Here is a 21,657-nt window from a genome sequence, read left to right on the forward strand (position 1 = left end):
ATTATGTCTGTGCCACTATTTGAAAAAGTTGCATTTATTGGTCTTGGACTGATTGGTTCAAGTCTTGCACGGGTGATGATTGCTGAAGGTTTAACCCAAAATATTGTAGCCTCTACACGTTCGGAAAAAACCTTACAGGATGCCAAAGCTTTGGGCTTAATCCAACAGGGGTATAGTGATCCTGTGCAGGCGGTTCAAGGTGCGGACTTGGTGGTTTTAGCCTTACCTGTTCGTGCAACGCAAAAAGTATTGGAAACCATCAAACCATATTTGCAAGAACATACGATTATTACCGATGTAGGCAGTACCAAAGGCAATGTGGTCGACGCGGCCAAAGCCGTGTATGGCGAAGCATTACCTGCCGGGTTTGTACCGGGGCATCCAATTGCTGGGGCAGAACACACGGGTGTACATGCGGGTAAGGTCGATTTATTTGCAAATCATAAAGTGATTCTGACACCGTTACCGACCAGTGCTGATTGGGCTGTAGAGAAACTGATTCAACTATGGCAAGCTGCGAAAGCAGAAGTGATTTGTATGGATGTGGCCAAGCATGATGAAGTCTTGGCTCATACCAGTCATCTTCCGCATTTGATGGCTTTTAACTTAGTTGAACAACTGGCAAACCGTGAAGATAATTTAGATATTTTTCGCTATGCTGCGGGGGGCTTCCGCGATTTTTCTCGAATTGCCGCAAGTGACCCACAAATGTGGCATGACATCTTTTTTGCCAATAAAAAAGCCATTTTAAATGCCGTAGATGGTTTTGAAAACCAACTGGCTACGATTCGTAAACTCATTGAAGATGAAGATTCACATGCTTTAATGGGCTTGCTTGGACATGCGCAAGCAGCACGCCAGCATTTTAACCATATGCTGGCTCAAAAACCTTTCATGGAGAACAATAAAGTGACGACACAGCAATTCACCATATTACCGGGTAAAAAGAGTTTCCAAGGTAAGTTTAGCGTGCCAGGTGATAAATCTGTGTCACACCGTTCAATCATGTTTGGTGCAATTGCAGAAGGAACGACGCATGTGACAGGTTTCTTGGAAGGAGAAGATGCGCTAGCAACCTTACAAGCCTTCCGTGATATGGGCGTGAGCATTGAAGGTCCTAAAAATGGTGAAGTGACGATTCATGGTGTCGGCGTAAATGGCCTAAAAGCGCCAGCAAGTGCGCTTTACATGGGTAACTCAGGGACTTCGATGCGTTTGCTTTCAGGCATGCTCTCTGCACAAAAATTTGACTCTGTAATGACGGGTGATGCATCACTGTCGAAGCGTCCAATGGAACGTATTGCTAAACCGTTACGTGAAATGGGTGCACAGATTCAAACTACAGGTGAGCGTGGTACACCTCCTGTTTCGATCACGGGAAACCAAGCTTTACAAGGCATTCACTATGATTTGCCAATGGCATCTGCGCAGGTGAAATCTGGGATTTTATTGGCAGGATTGTGGGCAGCAGGTGAAACATCGGTCACAGAACCAGAACCTACACGTGACCATACTGAACGTATGCTACGTGCATTTGGTTATGATGTGAAAACAGAGGGTAATCGAATCTCACTGCAAGGTGGCGGTAAGCTAGTCGGTACAGAGATTCAGGTGCCATCAGATATTTCGTCGGCTGCTTTCTTTATGGTGGGTGCTGCGATTACTGAAGGTTCAGACGTTACTTTAGAAGCCGTGGGCATTAACCCAACGCGTACAGGTGTGATCGAGATTTTGAAGCAAATGGGTGCGGACATTACGGTTGAAAATGAACGTATTGCAGGCGGTGAGCCGATTGCAGATATTCGTATTCAAGGCACACGTACACTCAAAGGTATTCATATGCCTGAAGATCAAGTGCCATTGGCGATTGATGAATTCCCTGCATTGTTCATTGCAGCGGCATGTGCTGAAGGGCAAACCGTATTAACGGGTGCTGCTGAGCTGCGTGTGAAAGAATCAGATCGTATTCAAGTGATGGCGGATGGTTTAAAAACCATGGGTATCGATTGTACGCCGACTGACGATGGCATCATCATTGAAGGTAAAGGTCATTCAGGTGAGTGGGGCGCGATTTTCACTGGTGGCGAAATTGAATCACATCACGATCACCGTATTGCGATGAGTTTCTCAATGGCTGGCTTACGCACCTCTGGTGAAATTAAAATTATTGGCACTGAAACGGTTGCTACGAGTTTCCCGACCTTTACGCAATTAAGCAATCAAGCCGGTTTAGCGATCCAAGTCACGGAATAAGACTAAAGCTTATATATTTTGTGTGAGAACAGCCAAGCTTTTGCTTGGCTGTTTTGTATTAAGCCATTATGCTAAACCCATATAACAAAAAAGCCTTTGGGATGATCAATGAGAAAATTACAATTTACGGCGCAGCATGGACAGCAGCAGGAAGTAAGTGAGAGTAGTGTAGTACAGAAGCAGGTACAAGACCTACTGGTTGAAAAGTTAGGTCAATTGGGTTTTGAAACTTTGCCACAAAGTGGTGATCAAGTGGCTGTGAGTGTCGATAATCATACTTTGCCACTGTCTATTACGTGCCAAGGTCATGACGGCGAAGGAAATCTGGTGTGCGAAATTGCCTCTTATCCAGATGAAGAGCAAGACTGGTTAGACCGAATTGCTGAACGAAGCTTATTAAATCAATTGGCACAAGCGGTTGAAACCACACTAAAAATAGATAAAAGTTTTACTGAGTTTGAGTGGAAAGGCTAATTGAATAGATAAAAAATGCTGAATTGGTTTTTCCTAATTCAGCATTTTTTAGAACAGAACACGTTTAATATTTTGATGGGTCAACGCGCTTATAACTGGATGTGCTATAAGACTTATTCCACACGTAACCACGTCTGACTACGTCCCACAGCCGAGACGCCTAAATAGCCTCTTAAGAATAGTTTTTTCCCATTTGGGCTAATTTTACCTTTTAGGCTATACAGCTTGCCTGAAACGGGGTCAATGATTTTGCCATGGGTATAATTAATATTATTTTCAGTTTTTAAACCTGTAATCACTTGCATACCAATAATAGGCTTATCGGTGTAGGGTGCAGGGCAGTTGGTGCAGAACTCTTTTGCTGTATAACCTGGGCGAGGAGTTGCTTTCAGTGCAGTTCCTGCATAAGTTCCATTGGCTTGCTTTTCAATTTTCACCAGACCTTTGGGTTCTCCAGTTTTATAGTCAAATCATTATAAAACCAATACAATGGTGCAATGAGTTATTCAGAACATTTTAGACGTAAAATTTTAGCTAAGCTTGAGGAAGGTTATTCTATTCGAGCGGTAGCTGCACAATTTGAAATTAATAAAAATACCATTGTTGAATGGAAGAAACGTATAGAGATTAAAAAAACTCGTGTACGTAAACCTTCTAAAATTAACGATGATGCTTTACGTGAAGATGTTGAAAAGTATCCTGATGCTTATCAATATGAACGTGCTGCACGTTTTAATTGTGGTGTTTCATCTATTGGTGCTGCATTAAAGCGCTTAAATATTACAGTTAAAAAAAGACGTTAAGCCATCCTAAAGCAGATACAAAGCTTAGGGATAAATTTATTCAGCAAGTGAATGAATTAGAAACAAACCACCCGATTATTTATCTGGATGAAAGTGGTTTTAAGTCACATGATTACAGACCTCATGGCTACTCACGAAAAGGTGTGCCCTGTTTAGGGCAATATAATTGGCAATTAAAGAATCAGACCAATGCCATTGGAGCAATCCATGAGGGTAAGTTATTTTCAGTCGGTTTATTTGACTGCAAAATCAATTCAGATGTTTTTCATTTTTGGATTGAGCAATTCCTCATACCAGCATTACCAGAAAATAGTGTAGTGGTTATGGATAATGCAGCATTTCATAAAAGAGCAGATATTCAGGAGTTATTGGAACAACAAGGGCATAAAATTCTTTGGCTTCCTGCATACAGCCCTGATTTAAATCCTATAGAACACATGTGGGCATGGGTTAAACGTAAGCGTAAAGAATGGTTGATCGACTCAGTCGATGAGTTATTTCGAGTTTTTTTCGAATCTTGTATGAATAATAAAGTATTTTGACTATATCATCGATATAACGCCAAGTTCCTATAATGTCCTGAGCACAGGCTGATGTGGTGGCTATAGTGACTAAAACTGCCCCGAGAATTGTTTTCATAAAATCCCTGAATATTTTAAAAATTATTTAAATGAATAGCTCTCTCGAGCTAAGATGTTGATTGTATAACTTATTATTTGAATAATGATGTGCAGAATATATCAAGTTCAAGCGTAGATTGTTGCATAAAGTACCATTAGCAGGGTTCAAGCCTCACTGATTTTTAAAACAGGTATTTGATGGAGGTAGTGCTGATTGAGTTTAGCGCTCAAAAGGGAGCTTAAAATTATTTTGGGAACAGAATAGATATAACGGACGGCTAATGAAGCGTTGGAATAGAAAAAGAGATACGTCTAGATTAAAAATAAAAAGTTCAAGAAAGAAAGGGGCTAATGTTAGACAGTCATTTCTTTCCTGAACTGAGTGATGCGTTAAATCCACAGGAAACGTGTAATCGCAATACGTAACTGTTTTAAGTAACCGGTAAAGAAATGGTTTGCACCAGGTAATACAGTCACTAAATGGCGCTGCGGTTTAGCCCATGTAATCATGTCAGACAGTAAGGTCACTTCATCGGCTTCGCCATGGATAAATAAGATGTCACCTTTAAGTTGAGGTGTTACATAGTGGCGCACACCTGCGACCGTTGCCGTTGGTAGACCACATAAAATGGTTTGTTTTGGTCGAATTTCTTCTTGTAAAGCATCATAGCATTTTGCCATGACATGCGCACCGAAACTAAAACCACCTGCATAGAAGGGTAAAGTTGTATGTGCTGCACGAGCATGCTTAATCACTTCAAGAACATCATCAGTTTCGCCATGACCTTCGTCGTGTAGACCAACACTTTGACCTGAGCCACGGAAACTTGGACGGTACACAATACAACCGCGTTCTAAGAACATTTGCGCAAGCAATGCTGGAACCTTGTGTTGAGGCGTACCACCTTGGAGTGGATGGGGGTGAGTAACTACCGCGAATCCTTTCACTTCACCCTGTGGATAATCTACAAAAACTTCAATTTGTCCAACTGGACCTTGAATGAACATCTGCTCAGACATAGAGAATCGATACATATAACAGGAGAATGGGCTAGTTTAACCGTTTATGCTTATTAAAAACACAGATTGGCAATAAAATAAGTCTACTGATATAGTCTGTTTAATTGTTTTTTAATCAGGTTATCTATGCTTGCCCTTGTTTCTCCTGCCAAAACTTTAGATTACCAAACTGCTTTACCAACCGATGCGTATACACAACCCAGATTGCTACAACATTCCCAAGAATTGATCGAAGTTAGTCGCAAACTGTCAGCAAGTGAAATTGCAAGCTTAATGAGTGTCAGTGAAAAAATTGCCACCTTAAATGTCGATCGTTTTCGCGATTGGCAGCCAGAATTCAACTTTGCAAATGCCCGACAAGCTATGTTTGCTTTTAAGGGCGATGTCTATACTGGTTTAGATGCTTATCATTTGTCAGAGTCGAGCATTGAATACGCACAGCAACATTTAAGAATGCTCTCTGGGTTATATGGTTTGCTAAGTCCATTGGACTTGATGATGCCGTATCGTTTAGAGATGGGAACTAAGCTAGCTAACCCACGCGGACATAATCTGTATGAGTTTTGGGGCAATCACATTACCGATTTAATTAACCAAGATTTAGAACAGGCAGGTTCGAAAATTTTGCTGAATATTGCTTCGGATGAATACTATAAATCTGTGAAAGAAAGCAAAATTCAAGCAGAAATTATTAAACCTGTGTTTTTAGATCAGAAAAATGGCAAATATAAAGTCATTAGTTTCTATGCCAAAAAAGCGCGTGGTTTGATGGCGCGTTATATGATTGAAAACCAAATTGATCAAATTGAGGGGTTAAAATCATTCCAAACAGATGGTTATTATTTTGATGCAGATAGCTCATTAAAAAGTGAGTTGGTCTTTAAACGAGATGAACAGGCAGCATAACGAAAGGGCATTCCAATGGTGCAGTATACAAAACAGTTTCAGGACTATTGGGCGCTCACCGCAAAGCAATTGAGTTTGGATGACGATACCACTCAAAAGTTCCATGCCTCGCTGTATAACGCCTATAGTGAAGTACAGCGGCATTATCATAGCATTCAACATATTGTTGAATGTTTTGAGCATTTTCATCAGATCAAAACCTACCTAGACGATCCTTTGTCTGTTGAGTTGGCCATTTGGTTTCATGATGTCATTTACAACCCGCAAGCACATGATAATGAGCAGCAAAGCGCCGACTATATGCAACGGATGCTTAAAAATGTGCTTGGAGCTGAGCAAATTGCAAAGCTCTACGCATGGATTTTGGCAACAAAAGCACATGCACCGACAGTTGACACTGATTTGGCTTATTTATTGGATATTGATCTGGCTATTTTAGCCAGTGATCCTATGCGTTTTGCTGAATATGAACGCCAAATTCAGCAAGAATATGCTTGGGTTGAGCCCGCACTTTATGTGCAGAAGCGCCAGCAAGTGTTAAGGCACTTTTTAGAAACGCAACCACTGTACCAGACGCCATTTTTCCAAAAGTGCTATGAGCGTCTTGCTAAGCAGAACTTAGCCCAAACTTTAGGTGTTTAAAGCCCTTTAAATGCTTCGATGGCACGAACACGACTGGATTTTAAATCGACGATTGGTTTGGGGTAGTCCAAATCCATATTCTGCTGCTTCGCATAAGGCTCATGAATGTTTTTGGCATCTAAATGTGCAAGCTCTGGCAGCCACTGTCGAATATAATCACCATTGCTATCAAATTTCTGAGATTGGCTCACAGGGTTAAAGACTCGGAAATAAGGCACAGCATCGGTGCCCGTGGAGGCACACCACTGCCATCCGCCATTATTGGCAGCTAAGTCACCATCAGCCAAATGTTGCATAAACCATTGCTCGCCCAGACGCCAATCAATCAACAAGTTTTTAGTTAAGAACATTGCGACAATCATACGAACACGATTGTGCATCCAGCCTGTCGCAAGTAGTTGTCGCATACCTGCATCCACAATTGGAATACCAGTACGACCTTGTTGCCACGCGTTTAAATCTTCAGGCGAATCTCGCCATACAATACGCTGTGTATTGGCTTTAAATGGCCGATGTTTAGAGACATGTGGAAAATCAAATAAAATATGCTGATAAAACTCTCGCCAAAGTAATTCATCTAACCAAGTCTGCTGACCTGTGTTATCAATCATAAATTGGCCGTGTTGAGCACGAAACAGGGCATTGAGACACTGTCGAATCGACACGATCCCGAGATTTAAATAAGTTGAAAGTTGACTGGTGCTATTTAAAAATGGAAAGTCTCTCTCTTTTTGATAGTCACTAACTTTGTGATCAATAAAATCATCGAGCATTGAAAGCGCATATATTTCCGTTTCAGGCCAATAGGCTTTAATTTGATTTAACTCATTCGTATTCACATCAATCAGTGATTCAATGTGTGGAATGGCTGTATTTAAATCGGCAGGAAGGTGTATAGGTTGCTGTGCAGAAGGGAGAGGGTAGCACTGCGGTAAGCCAATATTTAAGCGCTCATAACAGGTTTTTTTAAAAGCGCCAAAGACTTGATAGGGCTTACCAGATTGGTTACGAATACTGTTTAAGGGAAAGAGGATTCGATCTTGGAAGAGCGTAAATTCAATGTGTTGCTGATTTAAGCATTGTTGAACTTCGGCATCGCGCTTAAGCTCATTCACGCCCATTTCGATATTTGCAAAGATTTGTTGTACTTGCAGTGTATGACATAAAGATGAAAGCTGACGTGGAATATCTTGCCACAGCGGAATATTTAGAATGAGCAAAGGAATATTCAGCTGAGCAAGGCTCTGTTTTAAATCGTGCAATTGTCTGACATATAAATCAATTTTTACAGCTGCATCATGATGTAATAGCCACTGTTGTGGGGATAGGATCACTAAAGCCAGCATAGGTCCATGTTGGCTTGCATGCCAAAGTGCGGCATGGTCGTGTATGCGAAGATCTTGTCTAAACCAAATTATGTTCATAAAAGGTTAATCAACTGTAATTTTTTGAAATATAAAATATTACAAAATTGAGCACTTTGATCATATTTTTTCTCACTCATTTAATTTAATCTTATGTTATTGAAATAATTAAATCAGAAAAAACTATAAAGTGTGAAGATACTTTTTATCTGATAAATGTGTGGCCCTTTGTATTATTTGTTATGATTTGTAATCATGCTAAAGCAGTTGTGGATATTGTGAATGTCATGAAAAAAATTCTAATCCCTATTTTTGTGGCTGCTGTTTGTTTGCTTGGGTTTGTTGTTTTTCAGGATACAGAAACGAAAAAACAGCAACAGTTGAATCAACTCATGAACAGTACTGAGCCTAAAGTGCAAAAGTTGAGTCCTCTCTCAAAGGCAAAGGTCGTGCCTGAAAAAGTCAATAGCTCGTTTTCAAAGTGATGCTGAAGCAATAATCGATCAGGTCTCCATTAAAGTACTTTGACGCTTAAGATAGAATAAAATCATGTGTAAATGACTTATCATGTTGAATTTTAATTAAAAATAAATTTAAAACAATTAAAAATCAGTGTGTTATAATTCGCGCCAAGATATATTGAATTTTAGATTTTGAGTCTAAAATGACGTTTTTGTTGAAAGCTGCATACAGTTTATGCGGCTTTTTTGTTTAGGTATATATGGTTCGACCCTGCGTTTGAACCATTCATGGCTAAATAAACTTTTCCTGAATTGAGGAAATTTGGCATATTCATTGCTTTAACTTCCAGAAATTTAATCAGATTTTCATCATACTGAGTGTCGAAATTTTTTGGCAGTTATACAGTTTTAAAAGTTTATTTACAGGGGCTAGGTCATGACGACTCCTAATCCATCTTCAGAAAATATGCTCGAGCGTATGTTCAAACTGAGTGAAAATAAAACCAGTTTTCGTACAGAGCTTCTTGCAGGTGTAACCACATTCTTAACTATGTGTTACATCATTATTGTGAATCCAATGATTTTATCCGAAACGGGGATGGATCATGGTGCTGTCTTTGTAGCGACTTGTCTTGCAGCCGCAATTGGCTGTTTGGTTATGGGTATTGTTGCAAATTATCCAATTGCATTGGCACCGGGTATGGGCTTAAACGCTTACTTTACCTATTCGGTGTGTATGGGTATGGGTGTGCCTTGGCAGACTGCTTTAGCTGCAGTGTTTGTATCAGGTTTAGTGTTCATTGCGATCAGTATGTTTAAGATCCGTGAAGCCATTGTGAATGCAATCCCAATGTCGCTTAAGCTTGCGATTGGCGGCGGAATTGGTTTATTCCTTGCGTTGATTGCTTTAAAAAATGCAGGCGTTATTGTGGACAATCCAGCGACTTTGGTTGGATTGGGCGACTTAAAGCAACCGACGGTTCTTTTGGCTTTATTTGGCTTCTTGATGGTGGTTGTACTGCATCACTTTAAAGTGCGTGGTGCCATTATTATCAGTATCTTGGCTTTAACTGCAATTTCAACAGCCATGGGCTTAAGCGAGTTCAAAGGTGTTGTTGGTGAGATTCCATCAATTGCTCCAACATTCATGCAAATGGACTTTGAAGGCCTATTTACAGCAAGCTTAGTGGGTGTCATTTTTGTATTCTTCTTGGTCGATTTATTTGACTCAACAGGTACATTGGTGGGTGTGTCACACCGTGCAGGCTTACTGAAAGATGGCAAGCTTCCACGTTTGAAAAAAGCATTATTTGCAGACTCAACCGCAATTGTTGCAGGTGCAGCATTAGGTACATCTTCGACAACACCATATATTGAGTCGTCTGCGGGCGTTGCTGCTGGTGGCCGTACAGGTTTAACCGCAGTTGTGGTCGGTGTGTTATTTATCTTATGTTTGTTTTTAGCACCCTTAGCTCAATCTGTACCCGGTTTTGCAACAGCTCCAGCATTGTTATTTGTTGGCGTGTTAATGATTCAGGGGATTACCCATATTGATTGGGATGATATTACTGAAGCCGTACCTGCGTTCTTAACCATTGTATTTATGCCATTTACCTACTCAATTGCAGATGGTATTGCGATGGGCTTTATTAGCTATGCATTGGTTAAATTGTTCACCGGTAAAGCGGCGACTGTACCGTACATGGTGTGGATTGTAGCTGTGCTTTGGGCATTAAAATTCGCGTTATTTGGTGGCTAATTCATCAAATAGTGATAAGGGTGTAAACTCAGTTTACGCCCTTTTTTATTTTTAAAGAGGAAAAGTTATGAGTCAATTGGAGCTCATTCGTGCTTTACCAAAAGCTGAATTGCATGTGCATATTGAAGGGACATTTGAGCCAGAACTCATGTTTGCAATCGCACAGCGTAATCAAATAGACATTCCTTATAAGTCGGTTGAAGAAGTGAAACAGGCTTATAATTTTCACAATCTACAATCATTTTTAGACATCTATTATGCAGGCGCAAATGTACTGATTCATGAGCAAGACTTTTATGACTTGGCTTGGGCGTATTTTGAAAAATGTGCAGAAGATCGTGTAGTACATACCGAAATGTTCTTTGACCCACAAACGCATACAGACCGTGATATTGCTTTTGAAACAGTGATTAATGGTCTGCAACGCGCATGTGATGATGCCAAGGCAAAATTTGGCATTAGTTCGCATTTGATTATGTGTTTCTTGCGTCATTTAAGTGAAGAAGCAGCCCTTGAAACTTTAGCGCAAGCATTGCCTTATAAAGATCAAATCATTGCTGTGGGCTTGGACTCAAGTGAAGTTGGGCATCCTCCTTCAAAGTTTGAACGTGTCTTTGCTAAAGCACGTGAAGCAGGCTTTTTAGTGGTGGCACATGCGGGTGAAGAAGGTCCAGCAGAATATGTGTGGGAAGCTTTAGATTTGCTTAAAGTGAATCGTATTGACCACGGTGTGCGTTCTGAAGAAGATCCTGTATTAATGCAGCGTTTGATCGCAGAGAAAATGCCACTGACAGTTTGTCCACTCAGTAACTTAAAGTTATGTGTCGTTGACGATATGGCACAGCACAATATCCGCCGTTTGTTGCAACAAGGTGTGCAAGTAACAGTAAATTCAGACGATCCATCGTACTTTGGTGGTTATATGAATGATAACTTTATTGCCATTACAGATGCGTTAGACTTAACAGCAGCTGAGCTAAAACAATTGGCGTTGAACTCTTTTGAAGCGTCGTTTATTTCGGCAGAAGAGAAGCAAAAATGGGCGGCTGAAATTGTAGCCATTGCTTAATCTAATGTCCTTTTAAAGACAGAGTTCGCTCTGTCTTTTTTATGTGAGGTCGATATGAAAAAAATCATTGCATTGCTTGTGGTTATTTTTGTGCTCTTTGCAGTTTATTTGCTCAAAACGGATATTGGGTTAACGCAAAAACTACTAAAGCCTGTGGTGGTGTATCAGTGCGGTGTAGAGCTTGAAGCGACAAGGTTGTGGAAAGTCAGTACAGCATTGCTTGGTGAAGAGAAAAAGAATCAGCTCCAAACGCAAATCTGTGGTTGCGTGGGTGAAAATGCGTTAAACGATATTCCAGCAACAACTTTGTTGCGCGCAGTGGTTGATGAACAAGTCAAAAAACAGGTGGTACAACAGGGTGTGTTGAATACGCTGAAAGGATGTGTGGTGGATGAAGTCCTAAAAGCAACAGATTGATGCTTTTAGGCTAATTCAACTTGGTCTTACTTTGCTTGTTTGGTCATGCTATTTAACACATTATCTTTATCAATAAAGTGGTGTTTCAGTGCTGCTGCAATATGACCCACTAACAGCAATCCTGCAGCCCATGAAATCCAGATATGTAAAGGTTTCACGATCGCGAGTAATTCAGGGTTGTCTTGTACTAAACGGGGAATTTCAAAAAGGTACAATACAGGTGCAGGGTGCCCAGCACTCCAGCTAAATAAACAGCCAGTAATTGGCAAAGCCAACAAAATGAAATATAAAGCCAAATGACCGAGGTGTGCCATTTTTTGCATTAACGGCGACATACTGTCTGGAAGTTTGGGTGCAGGGTGGGTATAACGCCAAAAGATACGAATCACTACTAGAAAGATAATCGTGGTTGCAATGTTCTTATGTAAGGTAATGACATCCCCTTTAAAGCTACCATCAGCATCATAACTGAGGAAGTTTCCGCTATAAAACCCAATCAGCCAAGCAGCAATAAAGATAATTGCCATGAGCCAATGCAGGATTTGAGCAGTACGCGTGTAATGGGTATTTGCCGAGTTCATTAGATTCACATCCATTTTTATGCTGCGCTATTTTATAGAACTATAGATAGGTCAAAAATGTAGTAGATGCAACATAGCGTTGATATTCTGCAACGCTGTACAGACCAGTGGCGCATGTCTGATCTAAAACTGTGCAATAAGCGAAAGATATTAAAATGGCATGGAAATAGTGTTTCCGTAAATAGCAAAGATTCGGCAAAATACGCGCACTTTAACTGTTATAAATGGATAACTCCGTGAAAAAAATGATTGCAGTGCTTGCTCCTTTGGCTTTGATCCTTTCGGCTTGTACAACGACTGATATAGCAACGACCAATACGACGACCACCACACAACAACTGGGTACAGCAGCGCTTAAAATTGCCATTAATGCAAAATGTACGACTGAGTTGAATAATCTGCCAGCATGGAAAACAGCAACCAAATTTATGACGGCTGATCAAAAAACCGATATTCAAACCGAAATTTGTGGTTGTGTCAGTGAGAAAGCCCCACAAAATATTACCGCTGTCGATGTGGCAACAGCGGCCATTGACCCTGCGGCGCGTACAACCATTATTAGCAATGCTGTGACGAAAACCATCAATGCATGTGTGGCTGAAGTGGTGAATTAAGTTGTGATATATCAAAGAAGCGGGGGACATGCCTCGCTTCTTTGCGGTTTTTTGTACTTTTTGGCGTTTATCTTTTATATTGATGTGAATAATAACAATTGAAGCCTGATTTCTTTTACAACAAAGGGTGTATCTGTATGAAAAATGATAAGTTAATTCTCTGTTTGTTTGGCTCGCTTATGCTTTCCGCGTGTGTGTCGAATCCTTTATCTAGCTCAGATGATGATGGAATTTCGGCTATTAAAATGGCCTCACATGCAAAATGTATGGATGAAATCGAAACTAATCCGACATGGGTTGTGGGCAGTAAGCTGTTATCTGAAGACCAAAAACAGAAGAAAAAACGTGAAGTCTGCAACTGTGTGGGTGATAACTCGCCCAAAGTGTTGTCTAAAGAGCAGTTGGCTTTGGCGGCAATTGATCCCAAAGCAAAGGCAACCTATAGCGCTTTAGCAGCAACAAAAACAACAGCCACATGCGCCTCTGAAATGCTAAACTAAGCCAATAAATTGTTAAGTTTTTAAAATGGCTGTTGATCAGCCATTTTTTATGAGAGTAGAAAATGCAAATTGCAGGTGCAGATGAGGCAGGGCGCGGCCCTTTGGTGGGTTCAGTGGTCGCTGCTGCGGTAATATTAGACCCGAATAACCCGATACAAGGGTTAAATGATTCCAAAAAACTGACCGAAAAAAAACGTGAAAAACTTTTTGTCGAAATTAAGGAAAAAGCATTGGCATGGGCGATTGCTGAGGCGAGTGCTGCTGAAATTGATGAGATCAACATTTTACAAGCATCTTTGCTTGCGATGCGCCGCGCGGTTGAACAGCTTGCAATACAGCCTGAACATGTCTTGGTTGATGGTAATAAAATTCCACAAGGCTTGAGTATGAGCTGTGAGGCAATTGTGGGTGGGGATGCTTTACATGCTGAAATCTCAGCGGCGAGTATTTTGGCCAAAGTGACACGTGATCATCAAATGATTGAGATGGATCGAAAATATCCTCAGTTTGGATTTGCCAAACACAAAGGTTATCCAACCAAAGCGCACTTTGAAGCGATTGCTGAACATGGGGTTATCGACGAGCATCGTCGTAGTTTTGGGCCTGTAAAGAAAGTGATCGAGGTACTTGAGCAAAAATAGACTGGGTAAAAATTTAAAGCGGCCAATCGGGCCGCTTTATATCTGAATGTTTCAATCTTAACGATTGAAATTATTCTGCTGTGAACCTTCATCTTCAAATGCAGGCTGGTAATCCTGATCAAGATGTTGAAGATGTTCATGCATTGCACGTTCATGCTGAATGCGTTGATAAATCTCTTCACGATGTACAGATACTTCTTTGGGAGCATTGACACCAATACGAACTTGGTTGCCTTTGACACCAAGTACAGTAACACTTACTTGATCCCCAATCATTAATGTTTCACCGACGCGTCGGGTCAAAATCAGCATGTTTATCTCCTTGCAAAACGCTAAACCTGCAGTTGTACTAAAGTAAAATACATAATTTTTTGTATTTAAAAAAATTTAAACAAATGTTTAATACAACCGCATGACACTTGAATTTTTAGATATCTAGTGACATTAGGTATAACATTCATCTAAATTTAAGAAAGCCTCGGGCTTAATATAACAGAGCCACTATAGAAAAAACTATAGTGGCTCCTGATTTTTGTAGTCTTTTGCAAAAACTGTCAGACAATGACAAGTTTTTCGCAAGATTGCTTAAGCACGTGCGCTTGATTCACCGTGTTCACGGTCTAAACCGAAAGCAGTGTGTAGAGAACGTACAGCAAGTTCTAGGTAGTTTTCTTCAATAATCACAGAAATTTTGATTTCTGAAGTTGAGATCATCAAAATGTTGATGCCTTCATCAGCCAAGGCAGTGAACATTTTACTTGCAACACCTGCGTGTGAACGCATACCAACACCTACGATTGACACTTTAACAATGTCGTCACGTGTAGCAACTTCGCGCGCACCAATGGCTTGAGCAGTTTCTTGAAGAATTTTTGTTGCTTTTGCAAGTTCGCCGCGGTTTACCGTGAAGGTGAAGTCAGTTGTACCATCTTCTTCAACATTTTGGATAATCATATCCACTTCAATGTTGGCATTACCAATTGGCGATAAAATTTTAGATGCAATACCTGGTTCATCAGGAACACCTAGAATCGTAAGTTTAGCTTCGTCACGGTTAAATGCGATACCAGAGATAATTGGTTGTTCCATGTTGTCTTCCGCCTCAGTGGTGATTAGTGTTCCGACGTTCTTTTTAAATTCTTCGTCGAATGCGCCATCATCGTCATTATCAAAACTTGATAATACGCGTAAAGGCACTTGGTATTTTCCTGCAAATTCAACCGAGCGAATTTGTAGAACTTTTGAACCAAGTGATGCCATTTCCAGCATTTCTTCAAATGAAATACGGTCTACTTTTTTCGCTTTTGGTGCAACGCGTGGGTCAGTCGTATAAACGCCATCTACATCGGTATAGATTTGGCATTCATCTGCTTTTAATGCCGCAGCAAGTGCTACACCAGAAGTATCTGAACCGCCACGGCCGAGGGTGGTGGTGTTGCCATCGGCATCGAAGCCTTGGAAACCAGCAACCACGATCACACGACCGGCATCTAAATGCGCAGTCATGGTGTCAGTATCAATTGATTCGATACGTGCTTTAGTAAACGCATTGTCCGTTTTGATACCGACTTGGCGACCTGTAAGTGACTTAGCTTCAACGCCAATAGAATTGAGCGCCATTGCTAACATTGAAATCGTTACCTGTTCACCCGTAGAAACCATTTGGTCTAATTCTCGTGGGTCAGGGGTTTCGGTAATGGCTTTCGCTAAAGCAAGTAGACGATTGGTTTCGCCACTCATTGCTGATACAACCACTACAACCTTGTGGCCGTGGTCATGCCAACGCTTTACACGACGAGCAACATTTAAAATGCGCTCTGGAGTACCCATAGAGGTACCGCCATATTTTTGAACGATTAATGCCATAGTTGTTCCATATAAACCATGACCCTGAATGCATCATTCAGGGTCAGTTACACAAAAGGTGAAGTTTTATTTCGCTTCAAGCCAAGCAGTTAAATCTGCCATCACTGTTGCAAACTTCTCGTTTAGTGGCGCGCCACCTTGTGCTAAGTCAGGTTTGCCACCACCTTTACCACCGAGCTCAGTTGCTAGATGTTTGATGATGTCACCTGCTTTAATAGAAGCAGTAAAGTCTTTTGCTACAGATGCAATCAGGCTAACTTTGTCACCTTCAACACCAGCAAGTACGATGACTGCATTTTCTAATTTTGATTTCACACCGTCATGTAGGTTGCGAAGTGATTTCGCATCCATGTTTTGAACAGTCGTGATTAGCGTTTGACGACCCGCAAGCGTTTGAACTTGGCTAAGCAGTTCAGCAGCTTGGAAGCTGGCAAGTTTTTGATTGAGTTGCTCAATCTGCTTTTGCAAGCTTGATGCTGTGTCGACTAAGGCTTCAACTTTTTCTAAAGTTTGGTCTTTTTGAGCTTTTAGTAAACCATTGATGGTATTGATATCACGGTCAGCTTTTTGAGTAACTTCAATGGCTTTGGTACCCGTTACCGCTTCAATACGACGTACACCCGCAGCTACACCACCTTCAGAAGTGATTTTAAACAAGCCAATGTCGCCTGTGCGTTTAACGTGAATACCACCGCACAGCTCGATTGAGAAGTTTTTCTCTTCAATGATTGAACCCATTGAAAGTACACGAACTTCATCGCCATATTTTTCACCGAACAACATCATCGCACCTTTTGCTTTAGCAGATTCGATGTCAAGAAGTTCAGTACTTACTGCTGTATTTGCAATCACTTCAGCATTGACTAAGCGTTCAATTTCTTGAAGTTGTTCAAACGAAACAGGCTGATCGTTGGCAAAGTCAAAACGTAAGATGTCTGACGCAACCAATGAGCCTTTCTGTTGTACGTGCTCACCTAAGATTTGACGTAGTGCAGCATGCAAAAGGTGAGTTGCAGAGTGGTTGCGCGCAGTTGCAGCACGGATGTCTGCTTTAACTGTTGCTTCAACATTTTGAGCAAGCTTAATGCTACCTACAGTCACGATACCTTGGTGTACAAAAGCGCCGCCCGATTTCTTGGTGTCCTGGACTTCAAAAATACCTGTGTCGTTTTTGAAAATACCCGTGTCACCAATTTGACCGCCGCTTTCTGCATAGAACGGGGTTTGGTTCAGTACGATGAGGGCTTCGTCACCTTCAACCACTTCATCAACTTGTTCGCCATCTTTATAGATCGCGATAATTTGACCTTCGCCAACTGTTGCGTCATAGCCGTCAAACTGAGTTTCGCCTTCAACTTTAACAACAGAGTTGTAGTCAATGGCGAATTTACCTGCATCGCGTGCACGTTGACGTTGAGCTGCCATTTCAACTTCAAAGCCAGCTTCATCAATGGTTAAATCACGTTCACGAGCGATGTCAGCAGTCAGGTCAGTTGGGAAACCGTAAGTATCATACAGTTTAAACACCACTTCACCTGGAATTACAGAACCTTTCAGTTGAGCCAATTCACCTTCAAGCAATTTCAAACCTTGCTCTAAGGTTTTAGCAAATTGCTCTTCTTCTTTCAGTAATTGCGCTTCAATACGTGCCTTTTGTGCTTCAAGTTCTGGGTAAGCTTGACCCATCACTTCAATTAAAGGTTGCAACATTTTATGGAAGAATGAACCTGTTGCACCCAGCTTATTACCATGACGTACTGCACGACGGATAATACGGCGAAGTACATAACCACGGCCTTCATTTGATGGGTTTACACCATCAGCAATCAGGAATGAACATGAACGTGCGTGATCCGCAACCACTTTAAGTGATGCAGGGTACTGAACAGGTGTACCTTTTTCGCGAGCTTCTGCTTCAAGTGCAGCGGTATCTAAACCAATAATTTCAGCGGCCGCTTTGAGTAAGTGCTGGAACAGGTCAATTTCGTAGTTTGAGTTAACGTGTTGTAAAACTGCAGAAATACGCTCTAAGCCCATGCCTGTATCAACAGAAGGCGCCGGAAGAGGGTGTAATACGCCATCTGCAGTGCGGTTGAACTGCATGAAGACGTTGTTCCAGATTTCAATGAAACGGTCGCCATCTTCTTCAGGTGTGCCTGGTAAGCCACCCCAAATATGGTCGCCATGGTCAAAGAAGATTTCAGAACATGGACCACATGGACCTGTATCACCCATTGCCCAGAAATTATCTGATGCGTATTGGCCGCCTTTGTTGTCGCCAATACGGATAATACGGCTAGCATCTAAACCAATTTCTTTGTTCCAGATGTCAAATGCTTCGTCGTCAGTGTGGTAAACCGTTGCATAGAGTTTGTCTTTAGGCAGAGCTAACCAAGCTTCACCAGTGAGAAAATCCCATGCAAATTTGATTGCATCACGTTTGAAGTAGTCGCCAAATGAGAAGTTACCTAACATTTCAAAGAAGGTATGGTGACGTGCGGTATAACCGACATTGTCTAAGTCGTTGTGTTTACCACCTGCGCGGACACACTTTTGTGAAGACACTGCACGTACATAATCACGTTTTTCTAGGCCTAAGAAACAATCTTTAAATTGGTTCATACCCGCATTGGTAAACAACAAAGTAGGGTCGTTGGCGGGAACTAGAGAACTCGACGCGACACGTGTATGTCCTTGCGATTCAAAGTAGCTTAAAAAAGCTTCGCGGATTTCAGCTGATGTCATAAAACGAGTACTCACAACCAAGTCACTCCATAATTTTCGATTTGGCTAATAGTAGCTGAAGTTAGTCTTATTCTAAATACGCTGACTTCAGATACTGGCTTAAAAATTTTAAAACGCCAAATTATAACGGAAAAAGGATATTGCACCAATCACTTTAAGGCGAATTGATGACATTTCTATGTATTCGATAGTTCTAAGATTTTGCTTGTTATTGTTGGATATTTATATCATTTCATGGAAATGAGCTGATTGGTCCGAGGTGGTTAGGTAGATCAATTTATGACTTAAGGGTTCATATTCATCATCTTCACTGATGGATGATAGAAAAAGAAAGCTTAACCAAATCTGTATAAATCCATTAATATAGGCCTGATTTATCTTTCATCATTTTATAAATAAGGGCAAGTCATGCAACGAGTGGCGATAAATGGATTTGGTCGAATCGGACGTAATGTACTACGCGCTTGGTTTGAAAATCCAAAGAACTTTCAGTTTGAAATCGTCGCGGTAAATGATGTAGCAGATGTAGAAACCTTATTGCATTTATTTAAATATGACACCACGCATGGGCGCTTTCCGGGAAAAGTCGATTTAAGTTATGAAAATGAAAGAATTTATTTACATCTTTCTAAAGATCAAGCGCAGCTCAAAGTTGAAGTCTTGCGTCAGGCAAACCCGCAGGATTTACCTTGGTCAAGCCTCCATGTAGACGTGGTTCTAGAGTGCACAGGTTTATTTCGCTCGCGTGAAGCAGCAACAGGGCATATCAGTGCAGGTGCAAAGCGGGTCATTATTGGCGCGGCACCTTTTGACTCGGTTGATGCCGCCATTGTGTATGGGGTGAATCACCATGAGGTCAAAGTCAGTGACCAAATTATTTCCAGTGTGTCATGTACTACGCAGGCCTTAGTGCCTTTGGTTAAAATCATTGATGATGCTTTTGGAATTGATACTGCGCTCATGACCGAAATTCATGCAGTGACTGCCGATCAGTCTGTATTGGATCATGCGCATCGTGATTTAAGACGTGCTCGTGCTTCAGGTCAAAATATTATTCCCACCACATCGTCAGCGCTTGGTGCTTTAAAACAAGTCATGCCAAAAATGGCCGATCGTATCGATGGTTATTCGATTCGTGTGCCAACCATTAATGTGGCGGCAATTGATTTGACCTTTATTTCGCAAACACCAATTACCGACCATAAAATTAATGAAGTGCTGATTCAAGCGGCGAAGTCAGACTACCGTGAAATTATGGATGTGACGGATGAACCTTTGGTATCTTCGGATTTTAATCATTCACCCTATTCACTTATTGTTGATTTAACGCAAACCATGGTGGTGGGGCATCAAGCTAAAGTCTTTGCGTGGTATGACAATGAGTGGGGCTATGCAAACCGCTTATTAGATTTGTGTGAATCTTTTAGTGCGTTAACTACCTAAAGGTCTTTATTTTTAAGCATTTTTACTCTGAAAACAAGATGATAGGCATAGACCGAATACAGACTTGTGGTTATCATGAATCTATAAATGAAAAATAATGTAGAGTGGTGCTTATGTTGATCTTAATTTGGGGATTTATTTTGCTGTTGGCGGTCGCTGTCGTATTTTTAATTTGGTTTCAATTTAAAAATCAGGCAGATAAAACCGATCCAAGCGTAGAGCAAAATCAACTGCAAGAAAAAGTACATCATCTTGAAGAAAATTTAAAAAAGACCTTGGAAATTATGCAAGATCTTGCAAAAAAGATGCATGTGCAACAGGAAGTGATCGAGCAGACCACGTCTAAGTTGCAAAAAGTTGAGCTACAAAATGCTGAATTGGTGAATATTCTCGCTAAAGCCGTACAGCCTGAGCGCTAAAAATTAAGTTTATTAGATGAGCACGGTACGCAATAATGCCGCGCTCAGCATACTAATTACAACGGTTGGTAGTAGTGAAAAGCGTGAAGCTGCAATCAAAGTGATGGCAATGGCGAGTAGATCTGCGACATTGTCTTTGACAAAATAAGGTGCAATCACTGAAATCAGCACGCAGCCTGGAACAACTTCCAAAATCTTTCGTTGTTTGTTGCTTAAAGTTTTATTTTTCAGCAAAACATAGCCCAATATACGCGTCAGATAAGTGGTAGCTGCGACCAATAAAATCGCGATAAGTGTAGTGCTGTGGATCATAGCTCATCTTCCTGAATAAATAAGAAAGCAGAAGCGATGCCACAGAGCGCACCAATTGGCACATACCAACCTGTCGGTAAATATAAATAAGCAATGACCGCACTAATTAGACTGATAAGCCAAGGGCGTGCTGTACTGAATCCTTTCCACATGCCACGTAGTAAAACCAGAAATACTGCAGCAAAGGCCATATCAAACCCATAACGGTGAACATCCCCTAGCAAAGGACCAAGAATGGCCCCTAAGCTGGTAAAACTGACCCACATCAAGTACAGGGCAAAACAGATACCTGCGTAGTAGGACATGCTAAAGGCCTGTTGCAACCCGAATTTTTTCTTCTTTTCTGCATCGGCAAGGGCTGCTGCCCAACTTTCATCACACATGAAAAACAGGGCAGGGAAAACCTGTCGATTAGGCAAATGGCGTAAATAGGGCACTAGACTTGCGCCCATGAGTAAGTGACGGCTATTGACTAGGAACGTAATGAAAATTAAAACGACAAAATTTGGTGGATTGGTCCATACTTCGAGCACAGCAAACTCGGAACCGCCCGCAAAATTCAGGCCAGTAAATAATGGAACTTCTAAATGGCTAAAGCCTTTTTGAGTGGCTTGTGTCCCTAAGACCAAAGCAAAAGGAATAATGCCCAGCAGCATGGGGATAGATGTTTTAATACCACGTTTAAACTCGACGTAATCGGTGGAGTCATTGAGTTCTTGAGTCGTATTTCTAAGGGAGAACATTTTAA

23 protein-coding genes and 1 pseudogene are annotated in these 21,657 nt (G+C 41.1%); 15 read left to right on the forward strand and 9 right to left on the reverse strand.

The genetic code is table 11. The annotated features are described in order from the left end of the window. The first annotated feature begins 3 nt into the window (after window positions 1–3). Together AC4MDD_RS05675 and AC4MDD_RS05680 are read left to right on the forward strand one after the other, a co-directional pair. Entirely contained in the window at window positions 4–2,253 is a 2,250-nt protein-coding gene (locus AC4MDD_RS05675; protein ID WP_114837589.1) for a bifunctional prephenate dehydrogenase/3-phosphoshikimate 1-carboxyvinyltransferase, read from the forward strand. A 108-nt stretch (window positions 2,254–2,361) separates the two neighbouring features. Further along, a complete protein-coding gene (locus AC4MDD_RS05680; protein WP_491882419.1) occupies window positions 2,362–2,727 on the forward strand; it encodes a hypothetical protein in 366 nt (121 codons plus the stop codon). 113 nt (window positions 2,728–2,840) lie between these two features. On the opposite strand, the pseudogene AC4MDD_RS05685 reads toward AC4MDD_RS05680, so the two are convergent. After that, a pseudogene (locus tag AC4MDD_RS05685) lies at window positions 2,841–3,194 on the reverse strand (DUF2147 domain-containing protein); the annotation flags it as partial. 30 nt (window positions 3,195–3,224) lie between these two features. On the opposite strand from AC4MDD_RS05685, the gene AC4MDD_RS05690 reads away from it, so the two are divergent. Both AC4MDD_RS05690 and AC4MDD_RS05695 read left to right on the forward strand, forming a co-directional pair. Further along, entirely contained in the window at window positions 3,225–3,530 is a 306-nt protein-coding gene (locus AC4MDD_RS05690) for an IS630 transposase-related protein (protein WP_000122230.1), read from the forward strand. A gap of 47 nt (window positions 3,531–3,577) precedes the next feature. Beyond that, window positions 3,578–4,072 (forward strand): IS630 family transposase, encoded by a 495-nt coding sequence (locus AC4MDD_RS05695; protein ID WP_265102686.1) that lies wholly within the window; start codon window positions 3,578–3,580, stop codon window positions 4,070–4,072. A 468-nt stretch (window positions 4,073–4,540) separates the two neighbouring features. Here AC4MDD_RS05695 and AC4MDD_RS05700 read toward each other — a convergent pair whose 3' ends face one another. Beyond that, window positions 4,541–5,170, reverse strand: a complete 630-nt coding sequence (locus tag AC4MDD_RS05700; protein ID WP_010327145.1) for an alpha/beta hydrolase — start codon at window positions 5,168–5,170, stop codon at window positions 4,541–4,543. A gap of 126 nt (window positions 5,171–5,296) precedes the next feature. On the opposite strand from AC4MDD_RS05700, the gene yaaA reads away from it, so the two are divergent. Further along, window positions 5,297–6,076, forward strand: a complete 780-nt coding sequence (gene yaaA, locus AC4MDD_RS05705) for a peroxide stress protein YaaA (RefSeq protein WP_491882420.1) — start codon at window positions 5,297–5,299, stop codon at window positions 6,074–6,076. A 15-nt stretch (window positions 6,077–6,091) separates the two neighbouring features. After that, window positions 6,092–6,718 carry an HD domain-containing protein gene (locus tag AC4MDD_RS05710; RefSeq protein WP_004696137.1) on the forward strand — a complete coding sequence of 209 codons (627 nt, stop codon included), beginning with the start codon at window positions 6,092–6,094 and terminating at the stop codon, window positions 6,716–6,718. Here the strand turns inward: AC4MDD_RS05710 and AC4MDD_RS05715 are convergent. Then, a complete protein-coding gene (locus AC4MDD_RS05715) occupies window positions 6,715–8,142 on the reverse strand; it encodes a cryptochrome/photolyase family protein (RefSeq protein WP_114837586.1) in 1,428 nt (475 codons plus the stop codon). The two genes, AC4MDD_RS05710 and AC4MDD_RS05715, sit on opposite strands and share 4 nt — an antisense overlap. Window positions 8,143–8,369: 227 nt before the next feature. On the opposite strand from AC4MDD_RS05715, the gene AC4MDD_RS05720 reads away from it, so the two are divergent. The 4 genes from AC4MDD_RS05720 to AC4MDD_RS05735 all read left to right on the forward strand — a co-directional run bounded on the left by AC4MDD_RS05720 (window position 8,370) and on the right by AC4MDD_RS05735 (window position 11,788). Continuing rightward, entirely contained in the window at window positions 8,370–8,567 is a 198-nt protein-coding gene (locus tag AC4MDD_RS05720; RefSeq protein ID WP_227557032.1) for a hypothetical protein, read from the forward strand. A gap of 412 nt (window positions 8,568–8,979) precedes the next feature. Continuing rightward, entirely contained in the window at window positions 8,980–10,302 is a 1,323-nt protein-coding gene (locus tag AC4MDD_RS05725) for an NCS2 family permease (RefSeq protein ID WP_004696144.1), read from the forward strand. A gap of 67 nt (window positions 10,303–10,369) precedes the next feature. Beyond that, a complete protein-coding gene (locus AC4MDD_RS05730) occupies window positions 10,370–11,371 on the forward strand; it encodes an adenosine deaminase (RefSeq protein ID WP_114837584.1) in 1,002 nt (333 codons plus the stop codon). 54 nt (window positions 11,372–11,425) lie between these two features. After that, window positions 11,426–11,788 carry a hypothetical protein gene (locus tag AC4MDD_RS05735; RefSeq protein WP_114837583.1) on the forward strand — a complete coding sequence of 121 codons (363 nt, stop codon included), beginning with the start codon at window positions 11,426–11,428 and terminating at the stop codon, window positions 11,786–11,788. 26 nt (window positions 11,789–11,814) lie between these two features. Here the strand turns inward: AC4MDD_RS05735 and AC4MDD_RS05740 are convergent, their stop codons facing one another. Further along, window positions 11,815–12,369, reverse strand: a complete 555-nt coding sequence (locus AC4MDD_RS05740) for a cytochrome b (protein ID WP_004696150.1) — start codon at window positions 12,367–12,369, stop codon at window positions 11,815–11,817. 236 nt (window positions 12,370–12,605) lie between these two features. Here AC4MDD_RS05740 and AC4MDD_RS05745 point away from each other — a divergent pair, with 236 nt between their 5' ends. The 3 genes from AC4MDD_RS05745 to rnhB all read left to right on the forward strand — a co-directional run bounded on the left by AC4MDD_RS05745 (window position 12,606) and on the right by rnhB (window position 14,124). After that, window positions 12,606–12,983, forward strand: a complete 378-nt coding sequence (locus AC4MDD_RS05745) for a hypothetical protein (protein ID WP_078389498.1) — start codon at window positions 12,606–12,608, stop codon at window positions 12,981–12,983. Between the two features lie 137 nt (window positions 12,984–13,120). Then, window positions 13,121–13,483 carry a hypothetical protein gene (locus tag AC4MDD_RS05750; RefSeq protein WP_078389499.1) on the forward strand — a complete coding sequence of 121 codons (363 nt, stop codon included), beginning with the start codon at window positions 13,121–13,123 and terminating at the stop codon, window positions 13,481–13,483. 62 nt (window positions 13,484–13,545) lie between these two features. Beyond that, complete coding sequence (rnhB, locus tag AC4MDD_RS05755) at window positions 13,546–14,124, forward strand: ribonuclease HII (protein ID WP_114837582.1); 579 nt, start codon at window positions 13,546–13,548, stop codon at window positions 14,122–14,124. A 57-nt stretch (window positions 14,125–14,181) separates the two neighbouring features. Here the strand turns inward: rnhB and csrA are convergent, their stop codons facing one another. From csrA to alaS, 3 genes are all read right to left on the reverse strand, one after another. After that, the gene (gene csrA / locus AC4MDD_RS05760; RefSeq protein ID WP_004696158.1) at window positions 14,182–14,436 is read right to left on the reverse strand and encodes a carbon storage regulator CsrA; all 255 of its coding nucleotides are present in this window, start codon (window positions 14,434–14,436) and stop codon (window positions 14,182–14,184) included. A gap of 273 nt (window positions 14,437–14,709) precedes the next feature. Beyond that, a complete protein-coding gene (locus tag AC4MDD_RS05765; RefSeq protein ID WP_005400573.1) occupies window positions 14,710–15,990 on the reverse strand; it encodes an aspartate kinase in 1,281 nt (426 codons plus the stop codon). Between the two features lie 66 nt (window positions 15,991–16,056). Continuing rightward, window positions 16,057–18,750 carry an alanine--tRNA ligase gene (alaS, locus tag AC4MDD_RS05770; protein WP_171355056.1) on the reverse strand — a complete coding sequence of 898 codons (2,694 nt, stop codon included), beginning with the start codon at window positions 18,748–18,750 and terminating at the stop codon, window positions 16,057–16,059. 393 nt (window positions 18,751–19,143) lie between these two features. Between alaS and gap the strand changes: the two genes are divergently transcribed. Together gap and AC4MDD_RS05780 are read left to right on the forward strand one after the other, a co-directional pair. Beyond that, window positions 19,144–20,178 (forward strand): type I glyceraldehyde-3-phosphate dehydrogenase, encoded by a 1,035-nt coding sequence (gap, locus tag AC4MDD_RS05775; RefSeq protein ID WP_279691201.1) that lies wholly within the window; start codon window positions 19,144–19,146, stop codon window positions 20,176–20,178. 113 nt (window positions 20,179–20,291) lie between these two features. Next, window positions 20,292–20,597 (forward strand): hypothetical protein, encoded by a 306-nt coding sequence (locus tag AC4MDD_RS05780; protein ID WP_004696167.1) that lies wholly within the window; start codon window positions 20,292–20,294, stop codon window positions 20,595–20,597. Between the two features lie 12 nt (window positions 20,598–20,609). Here the strand turns inward: AC4MDD_RS05780 and AC4MDD_RS05785 are convergent, their stop codons facing one another. Beyond that, window positions 20,610–20,909, reverse strand: coding sequence for an AzlD family protein (locus tag AC4MDD_RS05785; protein ID WP_005400577.1), 300 nt, complete (start codon window positions 20,907–20,909; stop codon window positions 20,610–20,612). Beyond that, window positions 20,906–21,652 (reverse strand): AzlC family ABC transporter permease, encoded by a 747-nt coding sequence (locus tag AC4MDD_RS05790; RefSeq protein ID WP_078426372.1) that lies wholly within the window; start codon window positions 21,650–21,652, stop codon window positions 20,906–20,908. Before AC4MDD_RS05790 ends, AC4MDD_RS05785 begins: the two co-directional genes overlap by 4 nt. Window positions 21,653–21,657: the final 5 nt, after the last annotated feature.

The organism is Acinetobacter sp. CAU_H_29a_1 (assembly GCF_058599505.1).